Annotated in this window: 21 protein-coding genes; 2 read left to right on the top strand and 19 right to left on the bottom strand. The window is 60.9% G+C overall.

All coding sequences use genetic code 11. The annotated features are described in order from the left end of the window. Positions 1–88: 88 nt before the first annotated feature. The 7 genes from VMP31_RS16010 to VMP31_RS15980 all read right to left on the bottom strand — a co-directional run bounded on the left by VMP31_RS16010 (position 89) and on the right by VMP31_RS15980 (position 9390). Complete coding sequence (locus tag VMP31_RS16010) at positions 89–385, bottom strand: winged helix-turn-helix domain-containing protein (protein WP_325508695.1); 297 nt, start codon at positions 383–385, stop codon at positions 89–91. A 53-nt stretch (positions 386–438) separates the two neighbouring features. Then, complete coding sequence (nhaD, locus tag VMP31_RS16005) at positions 439–1818, bottom strand: sodium:proton antiporter NhaD (protein ID WP_325508694.1); 1380 nt, start codon at positions 1816–1818, stop codon at positions 439–441. Between the two features lie 132 nt (positions 1819–1950). Continuing rightward, positions 1951–3408, bottom strand: coding sequence for a Na+/H+ antiporter NhaC (nhaC, locus tag VMP31_RS16000; protein ID WP_325508693.1), 1458 nt, complete (start codon positions 3406–3408; stop codon positions 1951–1953). Positions 3409–3583: 175 nt separating this feature from the next. After that, positions 3584–6493, bottom strand: a complete 2910-nt coding sequence (locus VMP31_RS15995; protein ID WP_325508692.1) for a valine--tRNA ligase — start codon at positions 6491–6493, stop codon at positions 3584–3586. Between the two features lie 440 nt (positions 6494–6933). Next, entirely contained in the window at positions 6934–7371 is a 438-nt protein-coding gene (locus tag VMP31_RS15990; protein ID WP_325508691.1) for a DNA polymerase III subunit chi, read from the bottom strand. A gap of 9 nt (positions 7372–7380) precedes the next feature. Beyond that, the gene (locus VMP31_RS15985) at positions 7381–7800 is read right to left on the bottom strand and encodes a DNA polymerase III subunit chi (RefSeq protein WP_325508690.1); all 420 of its coding nucleotides are present in this window, start codon (positions 7798–7800) and stop codon (positions 7381–7383) included. A gap of 99 nt (positions 7801–7899) precedes the next feature. Then, on the bottom strand, positions 7900–9390 hold the full coding sequence (locus VMP31_RS15980; RefSeq protein ID WP_325508689.1) for a leucyl aminopeptidase: 1491 nt from the start codon (positions 9388–9390) through the stop codon (positions 7900–7902). A 144-nt stretch (positions 9391–9534) separates the two neighbouring features. Between VMP31_RS15980 and lptF the strand changes: the two genes are divergently transcribed. Together lptF and lptG are read left to right on the top strand one after the other, a co-directional pair. Continuing rightward, positions 9535–10656, top strand: a complete 1122-nt coding sequence (gene lptF, locus VMP31_RS15975; RefSeq protein WP_325508688.1) for an LPS export ABC transporter permease LptF — start codon at positions 9535–9537, stop codon at positions 10654–10656. Beyond that, a complete protein-coding gene (gene lptG / locus VMP31_RS15970) occupies positions 10649–11710 on the top strand; it encodes an LPS export ABC transporter permease LptG (RefSeq protein WP_325508687.1) in 1062 nt (353 codons plus the stop codon). Before lptF ends, lptG begins: the two co-directional genes overlap by 8 nt. Before the next feature lie 319 nt (positions 11711–12029). On the opposite strand, the gene VMP31_RS15965 is transcribed toward lptG, so the two are convergent. From VMP31_RS15965 to VMP31_RS15910, 12 genes are all read right to left on the bottom strand, one after another. Next, a complete protein-coding gene (locus VMP31_RS15965) occupies positions 12030–12524 on the bottom strand; it encodes an RDD family protein (protein WP_325508686.1) in 495 nt (164 codons plus the stop codon). Between the two features lie 182 nt (positions 12525–12706). Further along, positions 12707–12919, bottom strand: coding sequence for a cold-shock protein (locus tag VMP31_RS15960; RefSeq protein WP_325508685.1), 213 nt, complete (start codon positions 12917–12919; stop codon positions 12707–12709). Between the two features lie 845 nt (positions 12920–13764). After that, positions 13765–14586, bottom strand: coding sequence for an HNH endonuclease (locus tag VMP31_RS15955; protein ID WP_325508684.1), 822 nt, complete (start codon positions 14584–14586; stop codon positions 13765–13767). Between the two features lie 262 nt (positions 14587–14848). Then, the gene (locus VMP31_RS15950) at positions 14849–15472 is read right to left on the bottom strand and encodes a 2OG-Fe(II) oxygenase (protein WP_325508683.1); all 624 of its coding nucleotides are present in this window, start codon (positions 15470–15472) and stop codon (positions 14849–14851) included. Next, complete coding sequence (locus VMP31_RS15945; protein ID WP_325508682.1) at positions 15465–15686, bottom strand: hypothetical protein; 222 nt, start codon at positions 15684–15686, stop codon at positions 15465–15467. The genes VMP31_RS15950 and VMP31_RS15945 overlap by 8 nt, the downstream gene beginning before the upstream one ends. Further along, on the bottom strand, positions 15683–15874 hold the full coding sequence (locus tag VMP31_RS15940) for a hypothetical protein (RefSeq protein ID WP_325508681.1): 192 nt from the start codon (positions 15872–15874) through the stop codon (positions 15683–15685). Before VMP31_RS15940 ends, VMP31_RS15945 begins: the two co-directional genes overlap by 4 nt. Before the next feature lie 5 nt (positions 15875–15879). Next, positions 15880–16851: a phage major capsid protein gene (locus VMP31_RS15935; RefSeq protein ID WP_325508680.1), complete on the bottom strand. Its 972-nt coding sequence runs from the start codon at positions 16849–16851 to the stop codon at positions 15880–15882. 106 nt (positions 16852–16957) lie between these two features. After that, on the bottom strand, positions 16958–17185 hold the full coding sequence (locus VMP31_RS15930) for a hypothetical protein (protein WP_325508679.1): 228 nt from the start codon (positions 17183–17185) through the stop codon (positions 16958–16960). Positions 17186–17241: 56 nt separating this feature from the next. Further along, positions 17242–18975, bottom strand: a complete 1734-nt coding sequence (locus tag VMP31_RS15925) for a DUF3987 domain-containing protein (RefSeq protein WP_325508678.1) — start codon at positions 18973–18975, stop codon at positions 17242–17244. 89 nt (positions 18976–19064) lie between these two features. Then, positions 19065–19322 carry a hypothetical protein gene (locus VMP31_RS15920; protein ID WP_325508677.1) on the bottom strand — a complete coding sequence of 86 codons (258 nt, stop codon included), beginning with the start codon at positions 19320–19322 and terminating at the stop codon, positions 19065–19067. Next, positions 19319–19564 (bottom strand): hypothetical protein, encoded by a 246-nt coding sequence (locus VMP31_RS15915; RefSeq protein WP_325508676.1) that lies wholly within the window; start codon positions 19562–19564, stop codon positions 19319–19321. The genes VMP31_RS15920 and VMP31_RS15915 overlap by 4 nt, the downstream gene beginning before the upstream one ends. Then, the coding region (locus tag VMP31_RS15910; protein WP_325508675.1) for a hypothetical protein at positions 19561–19786 on the bottom strand (226 nt) is incomplete at its 5' end. The genes VMP31_RS15910 and VMP31_RS15915, both read right to left, overlap by 4 nt.

The following is a 19786-nucleotide window of genomic DNA, read 5'->3' as shown; positions in this document are numbered from 1 at the left end:
GCGGGATTTTCCCACAGGCGGGCGCAGGTTGCTTGTCGATAGCAGTAAATCAGCCGCGTGACTGATTACGTCAGACCCGAAAGTGGCCTCAGGGATAACCCAGCACACTCTTGATCTGCCCCAGATTGGCGGCAATCCACTGCGGGTCGATTGGCCCCCAGTTGCGAATAACATAGTGCCCGGCGTTATTGCGTTCGCCGCTTTCCTGCTCGAAGGCGCAATCGATATCCAGCTCGGCCAGGGCGCTTAGAGTGTCCTGGGCGGTGCGCCGCGGCATGCCGGTGGCGGCGATCAACGCGGGCACGCTGCAGGCGTTGCCGCTGTCGACCAGCCAGGCCACGTACAGCCTGCGGTAGAAACTGGTTCTGGTTTTACTGATTTCCATGGCGTTCCTTACAGAAAAACGGACGCCACCGGGGCGTCCGTTTACCGTGCAGATTACAGGGCGTAGATGGCGATATAGCTCAGCGCGCCAGCGATATAGCCGGCAAAGGCCAGGCCGCTGACGTACTTCACGTACCAGATAAAGTTGATTTTCTCCATGCCCATGGCTGCCACACCGGCTGCCGAGCCGATGATCAGGCAGCTGCCGCCGGTACCGGCGCAGTAGGCGAGCATTTCCCAGAAATTGCCATTGACCACAAAGTTGCTCAGCCACGGCAGCTCGCTGGCGGCGCTGCTGGCCAGGACTTCCGGGCTGATCAAGGGATACATCTTCATGGCACCGGCCACCATCGGTACGTTATCCACCACGGCGGAGAGCAGACCGATGGAGATGGCGATGGTGTAGATGTTGCCCAGGCTGTCTTTCAGGTAGGTGGCGACATCGATCAGGTGGCCGGCGGTGGACAGGCTGGAAACCGCCAGCAGGATGCCGAGGAAGAACAGCACGCTGGTGACGTCGATGCGACGCAATACGCCGACCACCGAGAGGGGGTCCTTGTCTTCGCTGTTCTTGCTGCGGTGGATGATTTCGGTGGTGACCCAGAGGATGCCTAGGCCGAACAGGATGCCCATATAGGGCGGCAGATGGGTGATGGTCTTGAACACCGGCACGAAGATCAGCGCGCCCAGGCCCATCACGAATACCAGGTTGCGTTCGAATGGGGTGGTCGGGTCGCGGCGGCTTTCACGGCTTTCCTTGTGCTTGGGCGGCTTGATATCGCCCTTGAGTACAAAGCTCATGATGGTCAGCGGTACCAGCAGGCAGATCAGGCTGGGGATAAACAGTTTGACCACGATACCGCTGGCGGTGACCTGGTTGCCGATCCACAGCATGGTGGTGGTGACGTCGCCGATGGGTGACCAGGCACCGCCGGAGTTGGCCGCGATCACCACGATGCCGGCGTAGAACCAGCGCTCTTTCTGATCGTCGATCAGCTTGCGCAGCAGCGAGATCATGACGATGGTGGTGGCCAGGTTATCCAGGGCGGCCGACAGGAAGAAGGTGATCAGCCCCACCAGCCACAGCAGGTGCACGCGCTTGTTGGTGCGAATGCGGTCGGTGATGACCTTGAAACCTTCGTGGGCGTCGATCAGTTCGACGATGGTCATGGCCCCCATCAGGAAGAACAGGATTTCCGAGATTTCGCCCAGGTGGTGGCGCAGTTCGGTAACCACGTAATGGGTGGTGTCATTGCTGCCGTGTGCTAGGGCGGCTTCGATCAGCGGAGTGATGCTGTTCGCGCCTAGTACCAGCACTGTCCAGGCCAATACGGCAGTGAGCAGGGCCGAAGCGGCTTTGTCGATCTTGAGTGGATGTTCCAGGGCTATGCATAGGTAGCCAAGGACGAAAATTAACGCCATTAACGCATACATGGTTGGGGGTCCAGTTTGGGAGGTTTAGAAAGGGAAGGGCATAAATTTTTACAATTGCGCAAAGATGCCTGATTTTCACCCAAATTGGCAGGGCCTTCCTGCGTGTATGCGACCTCTAATTAGTACCGCTACTTAAGCAGCATCGTTCACCGTCTGGGTCGGGGCTGCCTGCGGCCGGGGTGGGGCGGCGAACGCCAGGGCGATGGCCAGCAGCGGCATGATCAGATTGAAAAAGCAGTAGGGCAGGTAGGTCAGGGTGGATACGCCGAGGGTCGCGGCCATATAGGCACCGCAGGTGTTCCAGGGGATCAGCACCGACGTCAGGGTGCCGCCGTCTTCCAGGGCGCGGGACAGGCAGACCGGTGCCAGACCGCGCTTTTCGTACTCGGCGCGGTACATGCGGCCCGGCAGCACCAGGGCGATGTACTGGTCGGCGGTGATGATATTGGTGCCGATGGTGGTGGCAATGGTGCTGGCGATCAGGCTGCTGGTGCTTTTCGCCAGATGCAGGGTGCTTTGCAGCAGACGCTGCAGCAGGCCGAGCTTTTCCAGTACGCCGCCAAAGCACATGGCGCAGATGATCAGCCACACCGTGGTGAGCATGCTGGCCATGCCGCCCTTGGACAGCAGGCCGTCCAGCTCCGGGTTGCCGCTGCTCGACTCATAACCGGCGAACAGCGCGGTCCACAGGGTTTTCAGCGGGGCCAGGGCTCCGGCCGCAGGGTCGGCCAGGCGCGCGATAACATCCGGCTGGAACAGCAAGGCGAACACCGCGCCGAGCAGGGCGGCGAGAAAGATTGCCGGAAAGGCCGGCCACTGACGCACGGCGAGCAGCAGCAGGAAGGCCACCGGCAGCAGTAGGTGCCAGCCCAGGCTGAACTGGCTTTCCAGGGCGGTCAGCACCTCGGAGATACGGCCGGTGTCGTGGCTGCCGTCGGCTTGTTGGCCGAGAACGAAGAAAATCCCCAGGGTAATCAGCAGCGCTGGGGTGGTGGTGTGCGCCATATAGCGGATATGGGCGAACAGGTCGGCTCCGGCGGCGGCCGGGGCCAGGTTGGTGGTGTCCGACAGTGGCGACAGTTTGTCGCCGAAATAGGCCCCGGAAATAATCGCCCCGGCGCTGATTGCCGGGTCCAGGCCCAGGCCTGCCGCCACGCCCATCAGGCCGATGCCCAAGGTGCCTGCGACCGTCCAAGAGCTGCCGATGGACAACGCGGTGAGGGCGCAGATCAGGCAACTGGTGACATAGAAATATTCCGCCGAAATCAGCTTGAGGCCCAACCAGATCATGGTCGGCACCGTGCCGGCCAGAATCCAGGTGCCGATCAGCGCGCCGACCGCCAGCAGGATCAGGTTGGCCTTCATCGCCATCTGGATGCCGGCGAGAATGCCTTCTTCGATCTCGACCCATTTCAGGCCGTTCTTCAGCCCGACCAGACCGGCGACCAGGGCCGCGCTCATCAGGGCAATCTGGTTCGGCCCGCTGGAGGAGCTGTCGCCGTAGAGGTAAACGGAGAGGCCCAGCAGCAACACCAGCACGCCAATCGGCAGCAGGGCGTCGAGCAGGGAAGGGGAGCGTGCGTCAGTCATGTACGTACCGGCCAATCAGCAAAACTGTGGGAGGGGCTTCAGCCGCGACAGCCGCGGCTACGACTGCATGGATGCAGAAGGTAGAGCGAAGCAGGATGCCAGAGCCGAAAGCCCCTCCCACAAAAAAAGAAACCCGCGCCGATTAAGGCGCGGGCTTGCGGGTGTTGCCAGTGGATCAGAGCGCGGCGATCTTGCCGCGCTGCTCAACCATTTTGCTCAGGGCTTGCTCGGCCTCGGCCAGCTTGGCGCGCTCTTTATCGAGCACTTCGGCCGGCGCCTTGGCGACGAAGCCTTCATTGCTCAGCTTGCCGCCGACACGCTGCACTTCACCGCTCAGACGGGCGATTTCCTTGTCCAGGCGCGCCAGCTCGGCGTCCTTGTCGATCAGCCCGGCCATCGGCACCAGCACCTGCATATCGCCGACCAGAGCGGTGGCGGACATCGGCGCTTCTTCGCCCACTTCCAGCACGCGCACCGATTCCAGCTTGGCCAGCTTGTTCAGCAGCGGCGCGTTGTCGGCCAGGCGACGCAGGTCTTCCGTGCTGGCGTTCTGCAGGATGATATCGATGCGCTTGGCCATGGAGATTTTCATCTCGCCACGGATCTGCCGCAGGCCGAGCATCAGCTGCTTGACCCACTCGATATCGCCTTCGGCGGCGGCATCAATGCGGCTTTCATTGGCCACCGGCCAGGCCTGCAGCATGATGGTTTCACCACTGACACCTGCTTGTGCCTTGATGCGCTGCCAGATTTCTTCGGTGATAAACGGCATAAACGGATGGGCCAGACGCAGCGCCACTTCCAGCACGCGGATCAGGGTGCGGCGGGTGCCGCGCTGACGTTCTATCGGCGCGGTTTCGTCCCACAGCACGGGCTTGACCAGCTCCAGGTACCAGGCGCAGTACTCGTCCCAGATAAACTCGTAGAGCGCCTGCGCGGCCAGGTCGAAGCGGAAGACATCGAGTTGGCGGGTCACTTCGGCTTCGGTGCGTTGCAGCGAAGAGATGATCCAGCGATCCACCGAAGACAGCTCGACCGGCTCACCATTGACGCCGCAGTCCTGGCCGTCGGTGTTTTCCAGCACGAAGTTGGCGGCGTTCCAGATCTTGTTGCAGAAGTTGCGGTAACCCTCGACCCGGCCCATATCGAACTTGATATCACGACCGGTGGAAGCCAGCGCCAGGTTGGTAAAGCGCAGGGCGTCGGTGCCGTAGGCGGCGATACCGTCCGGGAACTCGGCGCGGGTCTGCTTGGCGATTTTCTCGGCCAGCTTGGGCTGCATCATGCCGCTGGTGCGTTTCTCCAGCAGCTCGTCGAGGGTGATGCCATCGACGATATCCAGTGGGTCAAGCACGTTGCCCTTGGACTTGGACATCTTCTGGCCCTGGCCATCACGCACCAGGCCGTGCACGTAGACGGTCTTGAACGGGATCTGCCCGGTCAGGTGGGTGGACAGCATGATCATCCGGGCGACCCAGAAGAAGATGATATCGAAGCCGGTAACCAGCACATCGGTAGGGTGGAAGGTCTTCAGTTCGGCGGTTTGTTGTGGCCAGCCGAGGGTAGAGAAGGTCCACAGGCCGGAGCTGAACCAGGTGTCCAGTACGTCTTCATCCTGGCGCAGGTTGGCATCGCCCAGGTTGTGCGTGGCGCGTACTTCCGCCTCGTCACGGCCAACGTAGACGTTGCCGGCGTCGTCGTACCAGGCCGGGATGCGGTGGCCCCACCAGAGCTGACGGCTGATGCACCAGTCCTGGATATCACGCATCCAGCTGAAGTACATGTTTTCGTACTGCTTGGGCACAAACTGGATTTCACCGCTCTCGACCACGGCGATGGCTTTTTCGGCCAGCGGCTTGGTGCTGACATACCACTGGTCGGTCAACCACGGCTCGATAATGGTGCCGGAGCGGTCGCCCCTAGGGACTTTCAGATTATGGTCGTCGATTTTATCCAGCAGGCCGGCTGCTTCAAACGCTGCGACTACCTGTTTGCGCGCTTCGAAGCGGTCGAGGCCGGCATATTCTGTCGGAATTTTGAGGCTTGTCGAGTCGATGAAGTAGGTGTCCATGTGAACACCATTGTGATGATCGTCCTCTTTCATTTTAAGAGTGGAGCGATCTGGTAACTCCAGTTGCGATCCGGGTGTAATGACCAATTCAGCCGTGTGCAGAATTGCGCCATTGCGATCAAGTATGTTGATCAGCGGCAGGTTATGGCGCTTGCCCACTTCATAGTCGTTGAAGTCATGGGCTGGGGTGATCTTCACGCAGCCGGTGCCGAACTCGGGGTCGCAGTAATCGTCGGCGATGATCGGGATACGCCGCCCAACCAAGGGAAGCTCGACGAAGGTGCCGATTAGGGCTTTATAGCGCTCGTCTTCCGGGTGAACGGCTACGGCGCTGTCGCCGAGCATGGTTTCCGGGCGAGTGGTGGCGACGATCAGGTAATCCTTGCCGTCGGCGGTTTTGTTGCCGTCGGCCAGCGGGTAGCGCAGGTTCCACAGGCTGCCTTTCTCGTCGTGGTTTTCCACTTCGAGGTCGGAGATGGCGGTGTGGAACTTGGTGTCCCAGTTGACCAGGCGCTTACCGCGGTAGATCAGGCCGTCTTTATGCAGACGCACGAAGGCTTCTTTAACCGATTCGGACAAGCCGTCGTCCATGGTGAAGCGTTCGCGCGACCAGTCCACCGAGCTACCCAAACGACGGATCTGCCGAGTGATGGTGCCGCCGGACTGCTCCTTCCATTCCCAGACTTTCTCCAGGAACTTCTCGCGGCCCAGGTCGTGACGACCAATGCCGTCGGCGGCCAGCTGGCGCTCTACCACCATCTGGGTGGCGATACCGGCGTGGTCGGTGCCCGGCTGCCATAGAGTGTTGCGGCCCTGCATGCGGCGCAAACGAATCAGGCAGTCCATGATCGAGTTGTTGAACCCGTGACCCATATGCAGGCTGCCGGTGACGTTCGGCGGCGGGATCATGATGGTGTAGGGCTCGCCTGCACCCTGCGGAGCGAAATAGTTGTTCGCCTCCCAGTTCTGGTACAGGGCGGTTTCAATGGCGTGCGGCTGGTAGGTCTTGTCCATGCGCGGCGGGACCCTTATGACGGCTAGACGGAAAAGCCGGCAAGTATAGCGGGGATGGCCTATGTGACGTAAGAACCTGCCCACGATCTGCTGCGCGTCGGCTAAACGGCGTTGAAAACGGTCCGGGAGGCCGCTTGCGGCTAGCGCGCTTTAGCGCGACCCGAAGGGCGAGTGAAGCGAGTAATGCTCATTTACAGCTCGTAAACTCCGCTTGATTCGCTACGCTCACCCTTCGGGCCAGCCTGCGGCTGTTACTTCGCTTCGCTGCGTTTCTCGGCCGTTTTCGCCACCGTTTATCTCTAGCTCGCGAGATCGTACGCAGATTCTACGGCCGAGCGTGGTGGGGCTGACTGGTGGGCGTAAGGCTATTTGGGCCACTCGTAGCCCGGATGCAATCCGGGGCGGCGACCTCCTGGGTTGCGCTGGAGCACTACGGACGACTATTTGCGTGGTGGCAGCAGACGGCTTAGACGCGCCTGCAGGCGGCGTTTCAGCTCGGCCTCGATCTGCGGTACGAAATCGTCGATCACGTCCTGCAGGATCAACTCGGCGGCGGCGCGCAGCTCGCTGTCCAGGCGGTTCATTTCGCTGTCGCGGCTGATGCTTTGCGCAACCGTATCGCGCAGGCTGGGTGCAGGTGCAGGTGCAGGTGCAGGTGCAGGTGCAGGTGCAGGTGCAGGTGCAGTACTGGACTGTGCAGGGCGGATTCCCGGCAAAGGCGGTGGGGTGACGATCTCCGAGAGCAGGGGGATGCTGTCCGGATCGATTGACTCGATCAGCAGCGGCGGCTCAAGGCCTTCGTCGCCCAGCAGTTGGCGGATCGACTCCAGGTCGTTCAGCAGCTGAGCAGGTTTTTGCGGCGGTTTGGGGTTGTCCATGGTGTGCAACTAGAGTTCGACGCGTTTGGGATCATACCCGCGCTGGCGATAACTGCGGAAATTCTCCCGGCAGGCGGTCAGCAGATCGGGTTCCTGGTTGACGATTTCAATCACCCGGCTAAAGCGCTCGACATGGGGCGACAGGGTGCTACCCAGGTTGATCAGCACGCCCTGCTGGTTTGCAGGCTCGTCGTCCAGGCCAATTGTCACTGGGGCCTGCGGATTGTCCTGATGCAGGTCGTGGGGGACAAAGCTTTCGGCCTTGAAACGCCACAACAGTTCATCCAACTCACTGCATTGCTGCGCATCGCTGCCGCGTAGAAACACCGGCAGGCCGGCGCGCCAGGCTTTCATCGCCAACTGGCAGGCCGCGCGCAGGCGTTCGGTCGGGGTGGCGGTGGAGAGAACGTAAAATTCTATTCGAGGCATGGCGGCACAGTTCGGCGTTATTTGCAGGAGCGGCTTGCTGACAGGCGCGCAGCTTACCAGTCAATCGCGGTCAAGACCGCTCCTACAATGCGCCTGGGTTCAGGCGTTACTGCGATCCAGCAGGTACTGCGTCAGCATCGGCACCGGCCGACCAGTTGCGCCTTTTTCCTTACCGCCGCTGATCCAGGCGGTGCCGGCGATATCCAGGTGCGCCCAGTTGTAGGCCTTGGCGAAGCGCGACAAGAAACAACCAGCCGTAATGGTGCCGGCTTTTGGCCCGCCGATATTGGCGATGTCGGCGAACGGGCTATCAAGCTGTTCCTGGTATTCGTCATACAACGGCAGCTGCCAGGCGCGGTCGTCGGCGGTCAGGCCGGCGCCGAGAATCTGCTGCACCAGTTCGTCGTTGTTACCCATCAGACCGGACACATTGCTGCCCAGGGCGACGATACAGGCGCCGGTGAGGGTGGCGATGTCGATCACCGCTTGCGGCTTGAAACGCTCGGCATAGGTCAGGGTGTCGCACAGCACCAGGCGGCCTTCGGCGTCGGTGTTGAGGATTTCCACGGTCTGCCCGCTCATGGTGGTGACGATATCGCCAGGGCGAGTCGCGCCGCCGCTGGGCATGTTCTCGGCGCAGGCCAGCAGGCACACCAGGTTGATCGGCAGTTGCAGTTCGAGCACGGCCTTGAGGGTGCCGAATACGCTGGCGGCACCGCACATGTCGTATTTCATCTCATCCATGCCGGCCGCGGGCTTGATGCTGATGCCGCCGGTGTCGAAGGTGATGCCTTTGCCGACCAGGGCGTAGGGCTTCTCGGTTTTCTTGCCGCCCTGGTAGTTGAGCACGATCAGCCGTGGCGGCTGGTCGCTGCCCTGAGCGACGGCGAGGAAGGCACCCATGCCCAGTTCCTTGAGCTTCTTCTCATCAAGGATTTCGACTTTAAGATTCTTGTAGGCCTTGCCCAGGGCCTTGGCCTCTTCGGCCAGGTAGCTGGGGTGGCACAGGTTCGGCGGCAGGTTGCCCAGATCGCGGGTCAGGGCCATGCCGGCGGCAATTGCCTGGGCCTGGCGAGCGGCGCGCTCGACATCGGCCTGGTCAGCCTTGTCGCTGAGCAGGGTGAGTTTCTTCAGGGCGCTGGCGTCGGCCTTCTGGCTTTTGAAACGGTCGAACTGGTAACCGCCATCGGCCAGGGTTTCCACCATCAGGCGGGCCTTGCCATAGGCATCGCGGCCTTTTACCTGGAGGTCCTGCAGGGCCAGGGTGGCATCGCCGCCGCCGAGGGTTTTCAGTACGGCATAGGTGGCGGTGAGCAGTTTGCGCAGTTGGCGGTCAGACAATTCGCTGTCCTTGCCGCTGCCGACCAGTAGAATCCGCTCGGCCTTGAGACCGGCCAGGTTATGGGCCAGCAGAGTCTGGCCGAGTTTGCCGGCCAGATCCCCGCGTTTAAGCAGGGCGCTGATGGCTCCGGCGCTGGCCGCGTCAACGGCTGTACCGATTTCGCCGAGCTTGCGGCCTTCACCAACAGGGATAACCAGGGTGGCGGTTTTTAGTGTTTCTGGGCGAACGCTTTTAACAATAAATTCCATTACGTGGTGTCCCCAAGACAACGAGTCGGTATTGCAGGATAATGCCGGCTATTTTTCCGATGGTTCATCTTTCAGGTGAGCCGGCAAGCAGTGCGGCTAGTTTGCTCGTAGCCGCCTGAGCCTGACAACCCTGGAGCGTCTGGTTTGATTGTCTTCCGTTATTTGTCCCGAGAAGTGTTGGTGACCTTGAGTGCGGTAAGTGCCGTGCTGTTGGTGATCATTATGAGTGGTCGCTTTATCCGCTATCTGGCCCAGGCGGCCCAGGGCCTGCTTGATCCCGGGGTGCTGCTGCTGATCATGGCGTACCGGATTCCCGGCTTCCTGCAGCTGATTCTGCCGCTGGGGCTGTTCCTCGGCATTCTGCTGGCCTATGGGCGTCTGTACCTGGAAAGCGAGATGACCGTGCTCTCTGCCACGGGCATGAGCCAGCAGCGTCTGTTCGTCTACACCCTCGCACCGGCCACGCTGGTGGCGCTGCTGGCGGGCTGGCTGAGCCTGGGCCTGGCTCCCCAGGGGGTCGAGCACGTAGCGCGGATTCTCAATCAGCAGAGCGCCATGACCGAACTGGATACCCTGGTGCCAGGGCGTTTCCAGTCGATGAAGAACGGCTCGCGGGTGACCTATTCCGAGGAATTGTCCGATGATCGCGGCGAACTGGCCGGGGTGTTTATTTCCGAGAAGCGTTTCTCCACGGCGGGTGACAAGGAGCGCGGTATTTCCGTGCTGGTTGCCGAAACCGGGCGTCAGGAGCTGCAGGCCGATGGCAGCCGTTACCTGATCCTGGAAAACGGCTACCGCTATGACGGCAACCCGGGCGAAGCCAATTATCGCGCCATCCGTTACGACACCTATGGGGTGTTGTTGCCCAAGCCTGAAGTGGTCGCCGACGTGACGGACCGCGAGGGGATTGCGACCCGTCAGCTGCTGGGTAGCAAGGACGGGCGTCTGCAGTCCGAATTGCAGTGGCGTCTGTCGATACCCGTGTTGGTGTTCGTGGTGGCCTTGCTGGCGGTACCGCTGTCGCGGGTCAATCCGCGCCAGGGGCGCTTTCTCAAGTTGCTGCCGGCCATCCTGCTGTATATGGCCTACCTGGCCGTGCTGATTGCGGCGCGCGGTGCGGTGGAAAAAGGCAAGATCCCGCCGGCCCTGGGGTTGTGGTGGGTACATGGGGTGTTCGCCCTGGTTGGCGTGCTCCTGCTGTACTGGGAGCCGTTGCGCTTGAAATGGGCCGCCCGCGGCGTGGCTAAGGAGATGGCCCGTGGTTAAGTTGGATAGATACATCGGTGCCCAGGTGTTCGTCGCCATTCTCGGCGTGCTCGGAATCATCGTCGGCCTGGCCCTGCTGTTCGCCTTTATCGATGAACTGGGCGATATCGAAGGCAACTACAGCCTGCTCGATGCGTCCGGCTACGTACTGCTGACTGCGCCGCGGCGCATTTACGAGATGCTGCCGATGGCGGCGCTGATCGGCTGCCTGATCGGCCTCGGCTCCCTGGCCAGCAACAGCGAACTGACCATCATGCGCGCGGCCGGGGTGTCCATCGGGCGCATCGTCTGGGCCGTGATGAAGCCGATGCTGGTGCTGATGCTGGTCGGCGTGCTGATCGGTGAGTACCTGGCTCCTTATAGCGAGAACAAGGCCCAGGCCGGACGCGCCATGGCCCAGGGCAGCGGCGATGCGCAGAGCGCCAAACGTGGCCTGTGGCACCGCCAGGGGCAGGAGTATGTGCATATCAACGCGGTACAGCCCAATGGCGTGCTGTTCGGCGTAACCCGCTACCGCTTCGATGATGAGCGCCGTATGCAGTCGGCCAGCTTCGCCCGCCGCGCCCAGTACCAGGGCGATCATTGGCAGCTGGAAGACGTGGTGACCACGCATTTCCGTGAGCGCAGCAGTGAAGTCATCGAACAGGCCAGCGAGCGCTGGGATGTCGAGCTGACCCCGCAGCTGCTCGGCACCGTGGTGCTGGCCCCGGATGCGCTATCGGTGAGCGGGTTGTGGCGTTATATCCACTACCTGGCAGAGCAGGGCCTGAATAATGGCCAGTACTGGCTGTCGTTCTGGACCAAGGTGCTGCAGCCGTTGGTGACGGCGGCCCTGGTGCTGATGGCGATTTCCTTTATCTTCGGCCCATTACGCTCGGTGACCCTCGGCCAACGCGTATTTACCGGCGTACTGGTGGGCTTTACGTTCCGCATCGCCCAGGACCTGCTCGGGCCTTCCAGTCTGGTATTCGGCTTCTCGCCGTTGCTGGCGGTGCTCACCCCGGCGGCGATCTGCGCCCTTGCCGGCGTCTGGTTGCTGCGCCGCGCCGGTTAAACCGCTGCAAGAAAAAGCCGGCTACGCAGGTGATGCGTAGCCGGCTTTTTTATGGCTATGTACCCGTTAACTGTTGCCAGCAGTACTCGCGGGTGCTGCGAACCCTGTAGGAGCGGGCCATGCCCGCGATGTTTTTCTATTGAGCCACGATCCGCGGGCAAGGGCTAGGCGTCCCCCCCGCTCCTACAAGGGTTGAGCATGCCGACAACAGCCAACTCAGACAGAGCCTTTTTTATAGCCATGCCATTCATGGCAGCTACCCTTCGGGCCTTTGCCGGGCGAGGTGAAGGCTGCCCTGGGCCTTCTGGCGGGCGTCGAATTACTTCTTGTGGATGTTCTTCGGCAACTGCACCACTTGGCTGCCCGAGTAGATGTCATGCCAGCTGCGCTTCTGCTTGTCCCACAGTACCCAGAGATAGCCCAGGCCGAGCAGCAGCCATGAACCGATGGCGACCAGAAAACGTAGCATCGCCTGCCACAGGCTGATGGCCGTGCCGTCGGCGTTCTGGATGCGCAGGCCCCAGACCTGCATGCCCAGGGTCTGGCCGTTGTGGGTCCAGAACTTGGCGAAGAAGCCGAACAGGCTGAAAAACAGCAGGGTGGACAACAGCGGGTCGCCGTCCAGCGCGCCGGCGTCGGACATCTGCTTGAGCTGCGCCTCGCCGTAGAAGCCCATCAGGATCAGCTTGTAGATAAAGGTCACGACGATCAGCAGGGCGATGCACAGCAAAAAGTCATAGAACAGGGCGGCCAGGCGGCGGGTCAATCCGGCGCTGGGGAAGTCACCCTGCGGGCGCAGCTGGTGTTTCGGCATGGTCGGCTCTTTACTCAATCGGCTAGCGGAATGGCGGCAACAATACGGCATTTGTGGGCATAAAAAACGGCCGGCAGCCATTTTTCACCTCGCCTGGCGGCGGCCCCTAAGGTGACCGCCATGGGTGGGCGAGCATAAAAAAACCCTGATGTTGCCATCAGGGGTTTTGCAAAGCGGCAGGGTTATTCCTGAACTTGAACTTCGTCAGCCTGCATGCCTTTCTGACCTTGAACAGCGATAAAGCTGACTTTCTGGCCTTCTTTCAGGCTCTTGAAGCCGTTGCCTTGGATCGCGCGGAAGTGCACGAACAGATCCGGCCCGCTTTCAGGAGTGATAAAACCAAAACCTTTCTCGTCGTTAAACCACTTGACGGTACCGCTCTGACGATTCGACATGTTGTGTTTCCTTGAACCTGGAGTTGATGACAGCCGCCACTCGATATGAGGGGCTCAATACTGGTTGCAAGGAGATGTGCGACGTCGAGCGGGATGTAGCGGATCTGGGTGATCTACTGCACCAGGTCACGATTTTCGGCGACCCATGCAAACACAGTGGGCAAAACTCTACGCCAACTCCCAGGCAAATGCCAAGCCCCTGCAGGGTGTGCAGTTGTTGGGCTGTAGGTGTGCTGTGCACGCCGCGGATCATGTAATTTGCGCGCAGTCTGGCGGATCCAGAGAAGCGCTATGGGGCCGCTGTTTTGATGTGTCGTGACTTTATCGCAGGCAATAAAAAAGGCCTTGAAACTCAAGGCCTTTCTTCGAATCTATGGTGCCGGGGGAGACTCGAACCAGGCGCTTAAAGTGGCGTTTTTGATGGGCTTCTTTCCTGTGTTGTTTTCGATCTACTCACAAATCTACTCACTATTTTAGGTGCTGCAGTTGCGTGAGCTTCTGGGTTGTCGAGGTGCTGGCTGGAGATGTGCTCAGATGTGAGCACATCTGCTCACATCTGCCCGGGCCACCTTCCTGGCGGCGGGCTCTAATTTCCCCGGTAGGGGCAGCGTGCGCATCGAGTTAACAAACTTAACGAATGGTAAACGCCGAGATGTTAAGAGTTAACAAATCGAATGGACCTATCAAATGCATGAAGCCCTAGAGCCATGAGGCTTTCGGGCATTTGCTGATTTGATTTGCTGATTAACAAATTGTTAACAGGGGGATTTTTTCTGCGCATGGGTTTTTGCGTGGTCAGGTGTAAAATCTCTTTTGATCCTCGAAATACCCCCCCTCTATCAACATTACTCGGGCTCCGACAGCAGGCAGTTGATGGCCCGAGCGCGCGCGTCACGGTCAAATCCACGCTCGTCTAGCTCTACCGGGTTCTTGAACCAGTCTTGGATGTCGCTGACCGAGCCTTCCGGCCGATCATCTTGAGCCGTCCTTCTGATGCATTCATCCATGCCCGGGTTGACGACGTGGAAGGTCGCATGCGCCAGCTGGTACTTCTCGATATGTCTTTGTGCCGGCCGGGTGTGGATGATCCATGCCGACCCACCGCGCGACGCGAGAAGCATGTCGATCACCGCTTCACGGGCAGCAAAGGCGGCGTCTTTGACCAACCCCGTCGCCTTATGGCTTCGACCTGCGCCAAGCGCCTGGGCGAGCTGGTCGTAATCAACGACCACATCACCGTCTGCTTTGCTCAACTGCACAAAGGTGGACTTGCCGGCACAGGTTGGACCGATAACGATATGGATCATTGTTGCGGGCTCCATGGTATTCAGCTTGCTTGAGTGTCTTCTTACCTCTAGGCGCTTCACCGAGTCATGGCACGGTTTGCACAGCGGCTGCCAATTGGATTGCTGCCAGAACAGGTCCTGATTGCCGCGGTGATCTACGATGTGATCCACTACTGTCGCAACTTCTACTCTGCCTTTTTTCTGGCAATAGACACATAACGGGTTATGAGCCAGGAATGTCTCTCTTGCCCTCTGCCAACGGGATCCATAACCGCGTTCTGCAGTGGTTTTCCCCTGCCTCCAGCTATCAGGATTCACCTGCGCAAGCTGGCGGCCCTTACTCTCTTTAACCCTCGGTTTGAGGGTGGTTAATCTGGCCATTATTCGGCACCTCAATGTTAGATGCTTGAAAGAAGGGGCAGCCCATATCTGCGGCCGTCCACAATGCAAGGTGCTGCGCTCAGATCTGAGCGCATCGGTGAAATCGGTCTATCTTCATCCTCTACCCGTGAATACACTGGAATCGGCCGGATCGCCCGCAGGCTCCGGGGTTTCGGGTTTCTGTGAAGATGCAAGAGCAGCCATCTTTGTGCTGGCGGCTTGGTGTGATCGGCGGAAGTTTTCGCCGATTCCTTCCAGGGGCTCAGTAGAACCACAGGACCATCGCGGATCGGTGACCATGAGTGACCGGCATCACTCGATGAAATAACGGGGCAGGGAAGAGGCAGGCCGCGCCATGCAGTCGATCAGCGCAGACCCAGTCTCCGTCTTGGCCCAGAATAATCAGGTCGCCGCCTGAGTAGGTGGCCTCGGGTGATAGCTGCAGGGATAGGGTCAGTCGGCGTTGTACCTGGGCGCTGCTGTCCGGGTGCCAATTGAAGTGCCCGGCCTGGCCGTAGCTCACCAGCCTGGCGGCCTCTACCATCTTCAGCTCTGGTATGCCGAACGATTGTGATGCCTCCGCGATGTACGGGCCGAGGCGGCGCATCAGCCAGGTGAACGAGGCGGCGGCTGGGTTGAACATAGCCTCCTTCGCGATGTATCGATCAGGGTCTACCACAGCAGTGCCTGTTGGGCTGGTTACCAACCCTTCCCTCGACTCGAGCTTGCTGAGCTGAGTTATCAGCCGGCGGCATTCTTCTGGCTTCAAAACGGGGGGCGTCTGAACCTTCAGCGATCCAGTGGAAGGGCGTTCGCCAGCGGCATAGGCTGTGTCTACTGCATGCATCTGAAACCCAATTCGGGCGAAGTGTTCGAATTTAGGCATCGTTCACCTCCACACCCAACTCGGCGGCAAGCGCTTCGGCCAATGCAGTGCCGAACTGATCGAGGGTCGCCAGCCGGTCAAGGTCACCGGCTTCGTAGTGCGCGGCCGAGGCGTGCAAGGCCAACCGCTGAAAGTCTCGGCCGCTCATCCAGTCGGCGTTCTGACCGATCAGCCGGCCAAGCGCGTTCAAGACTTCGTTTTCGTTGTCAGTCATTGGCGTGCCTCCAGTGCTTCAAGGCGCAAGGCCAGGCCCTGCATAGTCAGCTCGGCGACGGTCAGCCTGTCCTGCAGATCCTGGATCAGCTCCAGGGCATCGGCCTGCTCTGCGTCGAGCTGTTTAAACCGCGGGGCCAGGGCCAGCACCACGCCCCTTGCCAGAATTTCCAGATCGGTATGGTTCATAGGGATCACCAGGTCGCGCCGGTCATGTAGCCGACAGCCCCATCGGCGGGCTTCCAGTTCACATAACGAGTGATTCGGAATGCGCTGGTGTTCGTTTGGAACATCGAAACGAGTTCGCCGACCAGCTCACCGCTAGAGTCGAGCACGCCCAGGGCTGCGGATTGTGAGCTTACGATTTCGAGGCCGTTATCGTCGGCGATCAGGATGCGGCTGCAATCGAGAATTGCAATTTCGTCATCAGGCACGCTGCGGTGGGCGACGTGCGCGATGCCGGCCAAGTCGCCGCCACGTGCGCCGCTTGATTCGAAGCCAGCAGCGAAGAGCTTTACGCCAGCACGGGGGCTGGTCAGGATCACGGCGCTGCCAAGGTCGCCATCGAAAGCGTCGATCAGCGCGGCCACATCGTTGGCTGCGTTGCTCGAGCCGGTGCCGGGGGTGACGCCGTGCAAAATGCCGGCGGGTGATTCGCTGCTCCCCGCTACTGCGCTGTAAAAGCCTTGGCTTTCGGCTTCAGCGACCGCGCGCGTAAGTTCACCCGTGACGGCAAAATCGAAGTCATAACCCTTGATAAGCATGTCAGATATCGGAATGATGCCGCCAAGCTTACGCCCGGGTAGGCGGGCGTTTTCGTAAGTAGTCGAGCTGACAGGATATGCACCTCCTTCGCCGATGAATCCGACCTGGCTTTCTCCGGTCTGCAGCAAAGTATCTGTCTCGAACGGCACGCGGCGCATTGGCGACACAGCACGAATTTGCGCCAGCAACGAACGGCGTTCGGCCAGGGCGATCAGCTCGCGGTAAGCGCTTCTCAGCTCGGGGCTGATTGAACCCGAGGTTAACGCCCAGGTTTTGAGGATTTTCACCGGCCCAGATTCGGGCCCGGCTTTGGCGGTGGCTACCGCAATCGCTTGGGACGATTTGCCATCGGCGGCTGCCATGTATTGCAGCGCTTTAACCAGGTGCTGTGCATTTTGCATTAGGTATTCTCCTTCGCCTGGGTAATCCGGGCGTTAGGACAATCGTCCGCCGGTACACCTTGGTGGGCGATGTAGGGAGTGGCGCGTCCGTGCGCATTCGTGAGCATCAATCGTCGGTCACCTCGGCCTCGAGCAGCAGGCGGGCCAGTTCTGAGAGTGGGTACTCAATGCGTCCGGACAATTTGCGAAAGCGCAGAGGCCGGTGCATTCCGCGCCAATTTCTCAACGTGCCAGGCTCCCGGCCCAGCAGCCGGGCGGCGGTACGCTCGGTCACGTAGCCGTCCCAGCTCACGAACCAGCCGGTTTGCTGGCAGGCGCTACGCAGAGCGTCCACACGCACTTCGACGGGATCAGCCGGTAGGAGTTGGCCGCATGCTGGGCAGACGCAGGTCATTGGGTGCGCTCCGCTGGGGTTTGTTCGTAAAACTGCTTCGGGCTGGCGACAGCGGCGACAGTGGCGACACGCCGCGTATTTGCTGGGGCGGTGATTGGCGACAGGCTGGCGACAGGTGGCGACACGTCCGGGGCCTTGTTCAGTTTGTCGCCACTTGTCGCCAGGGTGTCGCCGCAGCTAAAGCCTTGGTGGGCCTGGGCTGTCGCCGTTGTCGCCACTGTCGCCAGCGGGTTGAGGTCGAACTGCTTTCCGTCGCTGGTCAGAAGTTGGTGATGGTCGACCAAGATGGCCAGCAGGTTGTCACGCTGGGCCGCGCTCTTGCGGACAAACCGGGGCCCTTCGCGTTGCAAGGCGCGGGCGTCAAATGTCAGCCACTGATTAACTTGCAGCCACTCCAGCAGCACAGCAGCCTGTTGCAGCTTGGGGTTTACCGCTTCGCTGTCGGTGTAGCGCGCCCACTCGGCCAGGCTGTGCCGCACCAGCACGGTGGCGCGGCGCATGCACTCGCCATCTATCTGCTGCTGACCCTCAAAGCACGCAAACACGGCGGCCAGGCGGCGCACCAGCTCACCAGCGCGCCCTGCAAAGGGGCGCAGGTTGGCGAACTTGCCCAGCGGGGATTGCTCGCCCTCCACTTCGTTATAAAAGTCCAGCCAGTCGCCGGCGGCTTCATCGTCCAGGTCCAGCACCGGCGGCGATACTTCGCCCGTCTGCGGGTCAATTGCGGGCGGGGTTGCGTTGATGGCCTCGCAGCGCGCCCAGTAGCGCTGCAGGCGTGGGTCGGCATATGCCTTGCGGTTGAGCTGATCCGCAGTCAGAAAGCGGGTGCCGGCCAAGCTGGGAGGGCTGGCGAACAGGAAGCGCGGCAAAAAACCTTGGCCACGCAACAACGGATCATCCAGCGCCGAGGCTACCGTCACCGCTTGCGCCAGTAGATGCATGCTCAGGCGGCGGTTGTAGGCAAACCCTGAGCCCTCAGCGTTGCCGTGCGAACGGGTGCGCTCGAATGCGCCAGTATCGAACGCCTTTACCAGGCCGCCCAGGGTGGCGGCCCGGGTGTCGGCCTTGAGCGATGCGCCGCCCAGAACCTGCCCCCCTTCGTCAGTGTCCCAGGATGCAGACGATGCGCCCCGGATCATGTCGCCGGCGATGCGTTCATAGGTGGCGTCGCTGTACTGCGTGCGCGGATCGAAGGGCAGCGGGTGCTCGGCATTGAACTGCTCAAGCGCCTTACCCTTCAAGCCCGCGGCCATGTTGGTGATTTCGTCACAGGCTTTGCGGTGCTCGGTGCGGGCTTTTTCCTCGGCTTCGTCGACGATCTTGAACGCCTGGCGACGAGTCTCGCTTTTGCGTTCGCCAGAGTGGCCCAGGGTCAGCAGGAACATCGTGCACGGCATGCCGCCTGGGTGGTGGATGTGGGGCGCGTTCACTCGCGTTTGCGCCAGGTATACGCCCGCCCCGATAACACACTGACCAGCTAGCGCCAGCGGGGCTTGCACATGCTCGGCAATCGCTTGGGCTGCGTCGCGCATAAGCGGCGGCAGCGCGTCCAGGGGGTAAGGGGCCGCGGCTTCCAGGTCGGGCTGCAGTGGCCGCGGTTCAGGTGCCGGGGTGCTGGCCCGTTTTTCAAGCTGCCGACGGTAGGCTTCGCTCTCGGCGATCAAGGCCTGGGCGTGCGCGTCGCCGCGGATTACGTCCGCCAGGTCAGGGTTGTGGTCAAGAATACCCATTACGCGGTCCTCTTCGGCGGCTTGAGCTTGGTCAGATTTGGGCAAGCCGATCCCGTCGGCGCATGAGCGCCGTTTTTCTTAGTCATGGCTTAAGCCCTCAGTTGTGCGAGGCGCAGGCGCGCTTTGGCGTTGTCCTGGCTGAGCATTTGGTGAGCGTTGCCCGCAAACCCTGCCTGCTCGATGTGGAGCTCGACAGCCGGGAAGGCAGTAGTGATGCGCTCCAGTGCTTCGGCGGCTTCGGTCTCACTGGCGAACGGTCCACACAGCCCGTACGGGTAGCGCGGGCTGTCAGAGTGCTGAACGTAGTGGTACAGGGTGAAGCCGCCAGCTTGGGTGAAGATGCTCATTGCGCACCCCCTTTGCTATCCATGGATTCGGCTATCTCGACTTGACCGCACAGCTCATAGCCAGCCATAGCCACCAGGTCAGCGATGGCCGCGACGGCGTGGTGTAAGCCGTTGATGTTTTCCTCGGTCAGGTCGTGTTCGCAGCCATCACAACCCAGCAGCTCGGAGATGGTTTTCAGGCCCATGCCGGCTTGGGCCAGGGTGCTGCCGAGCTTATTGGCAATGCGGGGAAGGTCGCTCACTGGGCACCCCCTGCGGTTTCTTGCGCGTAATCGAGTTGGGCGGTCAGCTCGCTGGCTCGCTCTGCCAGGTACTCGCGCCATTCGGAGGCGGCGTTAAGGCCAAGGTCCGAGAGATGGCGGGTATCAAGCAACCCACTGCGGATGCCGTCGCTCATCTCTGCGAAAGCGTCGGGGTAGGCTTTGCGGATGGCACGCAGGGTGGCGGCAAGCATATCCAGCTGC

Origin of the sequence: Pseudomonas sp. (assembly GCF_035512415.1) — a bacterium.
Classification (GTDB): Bacteria; Pseudomonadota; Gammaproteobacteria; order Pseudomonadales; family Pseudomonadaceae; genus Aquipseudomonas.
This window is presented reverse-complemented; position numbering and strand designations above follow the sequence as displayed.

Coding starts and splice junctions, on each gene's coding strand:
- nhaD (WP_325508694.1), bottom strand. CDS start 1,818: ATGTATGCGTTAATGGCGTTAATTTTCGTCCTTGGCTACCTATGCATA.
- VMP31_RS15995 (WP_325508692.1), bottom strand. CDS start 6,493: ATGGACAAGACCTACCAGCCGCACGCCATTGAAACCGCCCTGTACCAG.
- VMP31_RS15980 (WP_325508689.1), bottom strand. CDS start 9,390: ATGGAATTTATTGTTAAAAGCGTTCGCCCAGAAACACTAAAAACCGCC.
- VMP31_RS15920 (WP_325508677.1), bottom strand. CDS start 19,322: ATGAGCATCTTCACCCAAGCTGGCGGCTTCACCCTGTACCACTACGTT.
- VMP31_RS15935 (WP_325508680.1), bottom strand. CDS start 16,851: ATGCAAAATGCACAGCACCTGGTTAAAGCGCTGCAATACATGGCAGCC.
- VMP31_RS15945 (WP_325508682.1), bottom strand. CDS start 15,686: ATGACTGACAACGAAAACGAAGTCTTGAACGCGCTTGGCCGGCTGATC.
- VMP31_RS15955 (WP_325508684.1), bottom strand. CDS start 14,586: ATGGCCAGATTAACCACCCTCAAACCGAGGGTTAAAGAGAGTAAGGGC.
- VMP31_RS15940 (WP_325508681.1), bottom strand. CDS start 15,874: ATGAACCATACCGATCTGGAAATTCTGGCAAGGGGCGTGGTGCTGGCC.
- nhaC (WP_325508693.1), bottom strand. CDS start 3,408: ATGACTGACGCACGCTCCCCTTCCCTGCTCGACGCCCTGCTGCCGATT.
- VMP31_RS16010 (WP_325508695.1), bottom strand. CDS start 385: ATGGAAATCAGTAAAACCAGAACCAGTTTCTACCGCAGGCTGTACGTG.
- VMP31_RS15985 (WP_325508690.1), bottom strand. CDS start 7,800: ATGCCTCGAATAGAATTTTACGTTCTCTCCACCGCCACCCCGACCGAA.
- VMP31_RS15965 (WP_325508686.1), bottom strand. CDS start 12,524: ATGCCGAAACACCAGCTGCGCCCGCAGGGTGACTTCCCCAGCGCCGGA.
- VMP31_RS15990 (WP_325508691.1), bottom strand. CDS start 7,371: ATGGACAACCCCAAACCGCCGCAAAAACCTGCTCAGCTGCTGAACGAC.
- VMP31_RS15925 (WP_325508678.1), bottom strand. CDS start 18,975: ATGGGTATTCTTGACCACAACCCTGACCTGGCGGACGTAATCCGCGGC.
- VMP31_RS15950 (WP_325508683.1), bottom strand. CDS start 15,472: ATGCCTAAATTCGAACACTTCGCCCGAATTGGGTTTCAGATGCATGCA.
- VMP31_RS15960 (WP_325508685.1), bottom strand. CDS start 12,919: ATGTCGAATCGTCAGAGCGGTACCGTCAAGTGGTTTAACGACGAGAAA.